We start from the raw sequence: 388 nt of genomic DNA on the forward strand, positions 1-388 counted from the left end.
ATTCCCAAAAACATGGGGCCTTAGCTCAGCTGGGAGAGCGCCTGCCTTGCACGCAGGAGGTCAGCGGTTCGATCCCGCTAGGCTCCACTTATTTCAATATCATTTATGGCGGTGTAGCTCAGCTGGCTAGAGCGTACGGTTCATACCCGTGAGGTCGGGGGTTCGATCCCCTCCGCCGCTACCATAAAGGACCTTTAGCTCAGCTGGTTAGAGCAGACGGCTCATAACCGTCCGGTCGTAGGTTCGAGTCCTACAAGGTCCACCATTGAAAGTTTATATCTCGGAGGTATACCCAAGTTCGGCTGAAGGGATCGGTCTTGAAAACCGACAGGCGGCGAGAGTCGCGCGGGGGTTCGAATCCCTCTACCTCCTCCATTTTTTCTAAATC

Annotated in this window: 4 tRNA genes; all 4 read left to right on the plus strand. The window is 54.4% G+C overall.

The window, feature by feature from the left end:
* Positions 1 to 14: 14 nt before the first annotated feature.
* Positions 15 to 87, plus strand: a tRNA-Ala gene (locus ACZ76X_RS29055).
* 20 nt (positions 88 to 107) lie between these two features.
* Positions 108 to 184: transfer RNA gene (locus ACZ76X_RS29060), tRNA-Met, on the plus strand.
* Between the two features lie 4 nt (positions 185 to 188).
* A tRNA-Ile gene (locus ACZ76X_RS29065) sits at positions 189 to 265 on the plus strand.
* A 17-nt stretch (positions 266 to 282) separates the two neighbouring features.
* Positions 283 to 375 (plus strand) — tRNA-Ser (locus tag ACZ76X_RS29070).
* Positions 376 to 388 lie beyond the last annotated feature (13 nt).

This window comes from Bacillus sp. BC05(2025) (assembly GCF_056725905.1).